At 38.2% G+C, this 7,507-nt stretch carries 3 protein-coding genes; all 3 read right to left on the minus strand.

The window, feature by feature from the left end; all coding sequences use genetic code 11:
* Positions 1–4: 4 nt before the first annotated feature.
* Positions 5–1,192: a phosphoglycerate kinase gene (locus tag ACFFLS_RS05175; RefSeq protein ID WP_379684135.1), complete on the minus strand. Its 1,188-nt coding sequence runs from the start codon at positions 1,190–1,192 to the stop codon at positions 5–7.
* A 158-nt stretch (positions 1,193–1,350) separates the two neighbouring features.
* Positions 1,351–2,325: a PorP/SprF family type IX secretion system membrane protein gene (locus ACFFLS_RS05180; protein ID WP_379684136.1), complete on the minus strand. Its 975-nt coding sequence runs from the start codon at positions 2,323–2,325 to the stop codon at positions 1,351–1,353.
* Between the two features lie 42 nt (positions 2,326–2,367).
* Positions 2,368–7,507, minus strand: a 5,140-nt coding sequence (locus ACFFLS_RS05185; protein WP_379689207.1) for a T9SS type B sorting domain-containing protein, incomplete at its 5' end; no start/stop codon positions are given.

Consider the following 7,507-nt stretch of genomic DNA (forward strand, 5'->3'; position numbering starts at 1 on the left):
TATTTTAGTCTAAAATCGCAGCGATTCCAGGTAAAACTTTTCCTTCTAACATTTCAAGCATTGCGCCACCTCCGGTAGAAACATAGCTCATTTTTTCTTCAAAACCGAATTGTTTAACAGCTGCTACAGAATCGCCTCCTCCTACTAAAGAGAATGCTCCATTTGCAGTAGCTTCAGCAATATAATCTCCTAATGCAATCGTTCCTTTAGAGAAAGTTTCCATTTCAAAAACTCCCAATGGACCATTCCAAAGAATCGTTTTTGATTCTAAAATTACCTTTTTGAAGTTCTCTAAAGATTTTGGTCCTGCGTCTAATCCTTGCCATCCGTCAGGAATTGCAGTAACATCTACTACTTGTGTATTTGCTGTGTTAGAAAAATCGTCTGCAGCCACAACATCAACTGGAATGTGAACCTGAACGTTTTTCTCTTTTGCCAATCTTAAAATTTCAAGAGCTAAATCCAATTTATCATCTTCACAGATAGATTCTCCGATTTTTCCGCCTTGTGCTTTAATAAAAGTAAACGTCATTCCACCTCCAATAATCATGTGGTCTACTTTATCAAGGATATTTTCTATAACCGTGATTTTTGACGAAACTTTAGAACCTCCAAGAACTGCTGTAACAGGTTTTTCGCTGTTATTAAGAACTTTGTTTAAACTGTCAATTTCTTTTGCCAATAAAGTTCCAAAACTTTTATCGTTTGGAAAGAATTGTGCAATAATAGTCGTCGATGCGTGTGCTCTGTGAGCTGTTCCGAATGCATCGTTTACGTAGATGTCTCCAAGAGAAGCTAATTCTTTAGCAAAAGCTACATCTCCAGCCTCTTCTTCAGCATGAAAACGAAGGTTTTCTAATAATAAAACTTCTCCAGGTTTTAAATCCTTTGCTGCGCTCTGAGCTGGTTCTCCAACACAGTTCTCAGCAAATTTTACCTGAACTCCTAAAATATCAGAAGCTGTTTTTAAAATATGTTTTAAAGAGTACTTTTCTTCAGCCCCTTTTGGTCTTCCTAAATGCGACATTAAGATTACGCTTCCGCCTTGCGCTAAAATAGCATCAATCGTTGGCTTTGCTGCTTCAATACGTGTTGTATCGGTTACCTTGAAATTTTCATCCAACGGAACGTTGAAATCAACACGAATAATTGCTTTTTTATTTTTAAAATCGAAATCGTTTAAAGTTTTCATCTGTTATTTTTTTATAATTTTTTGAAAGAATAACAAATATAGAACTTTTAAAGTAGTCTAAATTTCAAAAAAGCAAAAAAAATCAATCAATAAAAGCGAAAACGTTGTAATTTGTGAAAATAAACAAATTAAGTTTTAAAAATGACAAAATTACCTGCTTAATCGCGAACCGGACTTTGTGTACAAGGACAGTTACTGATAGCCTGAAGGAAATCGAAACCAATTGTGATAGAATGCGTACCCGTATTATATCCGGCAAGCCCGTTAAACATTAGCTGATACGAGTAAGCAAAATAGAATTTAGATTTCATAAAACCAGCCATTGGCCCAAGTGATAAAGGCTTAGGAAACTGGTCGTTTAAGAAACGGTATGAAACCCCAATCCAGTAATAATCTTCGTAACGGTTGTAACGTCTGTACTTAAAGTTAAAATCGGTAGTAGAACGCTTATCACTCGCAAAGTACTGATAGAATACAGATGGCTCGTATTCGATACGGCTGTTTTCTCCGTCTCTAAAAGTAAAACCAGTATACACTTGATAATTTGAAAGCAAGTCTGGTTCTATACCACGGTATCTATTGGTGTTTTTCTTCAATACGTTATTGGCATTAAAACTTACATAAAACCCCTTATTACGATAAAGCGCACTAATATCAAAGTTGTTGTTGCTTGTATAACGATTATCCGTCACCGAAGGATCTAGAATAGGACGTTCGATTGTATTGTTGAATTCATCGATATCAATTCTAAAACTATTGAAGTTATACGAAATACCAAATGACAAATATTGCTTAGAATAATAATCTAAAATCAAGTGGTGTGCAAAAGAAACTTTAGCACCGGTTTGTCTTGTATAACCATTCTTATCATTGTACAAGGAAATTCCGACTCCGGAACGATCCAAAACTCTAAAATCAGCATATACCGATTGGTTGTCTGGCGCATCCTTTATTCCGACCCACTGTGTAAGACCGTTAGCTCTAATTCTAAGGTTATCACCAATACCGGCATAGGCAGGAGAAAGAATAAAAGGGTTGTCTGCCAAATATTGGGTAAACACTGGTAGGTTTAACTCTTGGCTGTAACCTGATGTTACAGCCATGAGTACTAAGGATAAAATAAACTTTTTCATTGTAATAATTTTTTTAGACAACATAATAGGGGCAATATGATGTTATCTGTATAAAGTGAAATGTCCAACAAATTCTCTTGCATCTTTCGTGTCATTTAGTTTCAGAACATACCAGTAATCACCTGATGGTAATTCTTCACCTTTATAACGTCCATCCCAACTTTGACCGTAACGATACTTCGCAACTTCACGACCGTATCTGTCAAAGATAGAGAAGATCAACTGAGTGTAAATATTTGTACAACCTGGAGCCCATGTACTATTTGCTCCATTCGGCGTGAAATAGTTTGGTATGCAGACATCCACATATTCGATATAATGTTGTACACTAGCTGTACAGCCATTTTTATCTCTAACTGTGATTGTGTACGTTCCAGTTTTGTAGATTATAAACTTGTTGTCTGAACTAAAGTTTACACCATCAATACTGTACTGATAATCTCCGCCTCCGCCAACAGCTTTCGCTATAAGCGTATTCCAAACACCTGGCTCTTCAATTACTGATAATTGCAATGGAGCTACCGCTTTGATTTCAAACGCTGTATCTGCAGTACATCCATTTGTATGTCTCACTCTAATGAAATGCTGACCTGGAGCTACATCTATAAAGATGTTACTTTGTTGGTATGCACCTACACCGTCAAGGCTGTAGTCAATTTCATTATGATCTGCATAACCTGGATCAACTTCAACTCTGTTAGATGCTAGATTGTTAACACAGTCATAGCTTACTTCGTTAGAAGGATCTAACGTTACAGAATCTGGAAGGGTAACATCAATCAAGTTTTCACAACCTGCAGCATCTCTAAAGTACACTGTATGTTTACCTCCTGTTAATCCTGTGAAATCAAATTCTGTTTGAGTTGCTGTACCAGCCGTAAACGGACCATTTGAATTATCAAGACTTACACTGTAAGGAGCAGTTCCACCTCTAATCTCAATTGCAAATGCACCATTTCTTTCACCAGAGCAAATTTCAGGAACAATAGAACCTGCAATTTCAGAAGCTCTTAATAATTGAGGTTGCGTAATTGTAATTGTTTCAACAATACTACATCCGTTATCGTCTTTTACAACAATTTGATAGTCACCTGGTTCTAATTTCGTGAACACATGGATTGAATCAAATTTGTCAAGATCAGGAGAAATTGCGTACTGAATTTTTCCAGTTCCTCCAGTAGCAATAATTTCTATACTACCGTTGTTTGCACCGAAACAAGTTACGTTGCGTGTATTAAACTCTGCTTGTATTGGCGTTGCAGGTTCAGCAATAGTAACCACATCACTAGTGTAATTACAATCACCACTTACAACACGTACTCTGTAGCTTCCTACTAACAAGTCGTCAAATCTTCCATCAGCTTGATCTGGTCTAACGATAGCGCCAGCTGTATCAAGTAATGAGTAAACATAGTTACCAACTCCACCAATCGCATCTGCAAGAATAGATGCAGTTGCTTCACCTTTACATTTGATAACCGCACTAGAAGTGTTAATGTTAAGGTTTAGAGGCGTTAATGGATTAATTTCAATTTCATTTGTCACGAATGACGTACATCCGTTTGTATCTGTAATATAATATTTGTAGATACCTACTGGTACATCAAATGTAATTGGAGCTGCAGATGTAAACGAACCTAGAGATGTAGTTCCGTCTAAACTGTAAGTATAAGAACCCGTTCCTCCAACAGCGCTCAATGTAAGTTGAGACAATGTTAAACATGTTTGAGTTCTTGATAATACAATCGCTCCTTCAACTCTTGTCGGGTTGCTGATTGTTATTTCAGCATAAGCAGCCTGACAATTAAATCCGTCTGTAACAGTCACTACGTATCTTCCAGCTGTTAATCCGCTGAATACTGGATCAATCTGTGGTCCTACAATACTAACTGGGTCATCAGAAACTACACTTAAAGTATATAAGTAGTTGCTTCCTTGTCCACCTGTAGGTTGTGCAACAGTAATTACACCGCTGTCATCTCCGTAACAAGGCAATACCGTAACATTTGCAGCAGCAGTAAAGGCAATTGGAGCAGGAACTACAAGAATTTCTGTCGCGCTTGCAATACAACCTTGACTATCTTTAACATTTACTGTGTAATTACCTGCTGGTAAACCTGTAAATGCAGACTGAGTAGAGTAATCTACCACTATAGTAGAGCCATTCAATAATTGATACTGGTAAGCTGTATCCCATCCACCTGTTGCAGAAGCTAAAATCTCACCGTCACTGTTTCCAGATACGCAAGTGATATCAGATTTGTTAAGCGTTACGTTTAACGGTGCATTAGGTTGTTCGATAGAGAACACAGTTGTTACTGTACAATATGGTCTTCCTACTAATGTTGCCTGTACCGTGTACTGACCTGCAGTTAAATTTGAAATTGTAACTGGACCAGCATTTGTTGAAGTTCCTGAACTTGGAACTGGACCTGTAATGACATAGTTAAATATACCTGCATCATCTGTTGAATCTAATTGAGTATCAACAAAAGTAAGCTCAACAGAACCAACTGATGTTCCGTAACAGATTTTACCATTTGTTGCAACAGCTCTAATTTCAAAAGTATTAGCATTGTTTACATAATGTACTTTTTGAATAGAACATCCTGTAGCTGGATTTGTAACTGTAATTAAATAATTTCCAATTGTTAATCCAGTAAATACTCCATTTGTATTTGATTGGCTGTATGTATTACCATCAGTTCCAGAAACGTTATAGTTTAAAAGAACTGGTGTACCACCTGTACTTGTCACAGTTACTGTAATATCTTCATTAGATAAACAAGTAACCGGTGCATTTACAGTAACATTCACAGCATCTAAACTGATGAATGGGTTCACTCTAATAATTCCTGTACTTGATCCCATACAACCTTTATCGTCATAAACGTTTACAGTATAATTTCCTCCTGTATAGTCAGATTCTGTATAAACATTTTGAGCACCTCTCTGTACTGATACACCATTTTTGAAGAATTCGTAAATAGTATAGTTTCCAGAACCACCTGTTACTGTATTAACAGTAATTGTTGCATAACTAGAAGTGTTAGAACCTGAAGTACATCCGTACTGAGCAATTACTGGAGCAGCAATTGTAATTACTGCTGGTTGCGTAATTCTGACATCTTCAGAGTCAACACATCCTCTTCCTGATGTAACTGTTACAGTATAATCTCCAGCTTCAAGGTTAGTAAACACATTGTTTGTTTGAGCTGGTCTGCTTACAGCTGCACCAGAAACTGACGTTCCTGTTAATGTGTAAGTGTAAACTGGATTATCATTTACTCCAGGAGCATTAGCTGCTAAAGAAGCTGTGATTGATCCGTCTGAACCGCCTCTACAAGATACGTGTGTTGGTTGTAAAGCAAATCCTGTAATAACTGTTGCTGGAGCTACTTCGATAGTAACATTAACAATACAATTAGTAGCCACATCACGTACACGGATAACATGTGTTCCCGGTGTTACATTGTTGAATACCGCAGGAGTTGTTGTTACAATAACACCACCGTCTAATGTATATCTGTAATTAGCCGTTCCAGAACCTCCGCTTGCCGTTGCAGTAATAACACCGTTATTAAGTGTACAGCTTGGTAAAGCAGTAATCACTGTTTGTACTTGTAATGCAGGAGAAATGTTTACTAAAGCTGGTACTGTTACCGTACATGCATTAGCATCTCTAACTGTTACATCGTAAGTTCCCGAAGCGTTTACAGTAAATGTCGGACTAGTTTGGAAACCATTTCCGATGCTGTATTCGTAAGGTGCTACACCTGAACCAACGCTTACAGTAAATGTATATTCACCTGTTGCTGATGGACATTGGCTCGCTACGTTTGCAGTTACCGCAGTTGGTACTGGATCTGTTGCAATTGTAATAGGTATAAAAGTTTCACAACCTTTAGAATCTATCACATAAGCTCTCCATGTTGTACTTACCGCAGGATCTAAAACTGCATTATTACTGTTTGTATAACTTCCAGTTGCCGGAGTACCTGTACCTGCAACAAATGCATATTGGTAATTTGGTGTTCCGCCTGCAGCTGTAACAGTAACTTTTGCACCAGAGTTGCAATTTGCATTAACATTTGTTGTTTGCGTTAATGTTAATACCGTTGGCTGGGTTACAGCTACTGAAGCCGAAGCTCTACATTGAGTTGTATTGTCAACAACTTCTATTGTATAATTTCCTATAGGTAAATTAGTTAAAGTAACTACTTTTCCTGTCTGAGTAAGTGTTCCTGTTGTTGGTCCTCCTATTAGTGTTGCTGTATAAGTAGTACCAAAGTTGTCCACATCAAATTTCACAGATCCGTTAGAACCTCCGTTACAACTTACATCATTTACCAACTGACCAGCGATAGTAATATTTACTAATGGTTCAACTGTATATGATGCTTCGTCTTTACATCCGTTCGCATCTGTCACTTGGAATATGTAAGTGCCTGCTGTAAGGCCTGTGAATATTCCATTAGAAGCACCTGTAACATTTCCTGTTGCAGTAGAAGGAGAAAGGATTTCATAATTCAATGTTCCAACTCCATGAGAAACTGCTACTGTTACTGTACTTGTTGTGCTTGCTGAAGGTGCACAGTAAATTGGAGTACCTGTGATGGTATCGATTACTGGTGCATCTAATGCTGGTATCGTTACAGACACCGGTACTGCAATCACACATCCGTTCGAATCTCTAACATAAGCAGTAACTGTTCCTGCTGTCAAAGTCGTGTACGTATTTGTCGAAGTGTAATCCGTTCCTCCGTTGAAGCTGTAATAGTAAGGGAATGTTCCTGTACCTGCCGTAACGTTTACTGTTACAACTGCAGCCTGAGAAGCATTTCCTGCTCCGCATGTCAAGCCCTGAGTCAATACCGCTGTAGCGGCAAGAGCAGATGGCTCGGTGATCGTAACCGTTCCTGTTGTAAAATCACAGTTCTTAGCATCTCTTACAACCATATTGTAAGTTCCTGCCGTCAATCCTGCAAAGATGTTAGACTGATGGAACGTCGCTCCTCCGTCGTTGCTGTACTCATAAGGCAGAATGCCGTTTGAGGCAGTAACGATGATGCTTCCGTCGTTTCCTCCTATACATCTAACATTTGTCTGAGCAAACGTAGCTGTTGGAGTCGTTGTCGGCGTAACCACAACCGGAATAGAAACCGCCTGGCATCCCTGGCTG

This window comes from Flavobacterium procerum, assembly GCF_042431625.1.
GTDB lineage: Bacteria > Bacteroidota > Bacteroidia > Flavobacteriales > Flavobacteriaceae > Flavobacterium > Flavobacterium procerum.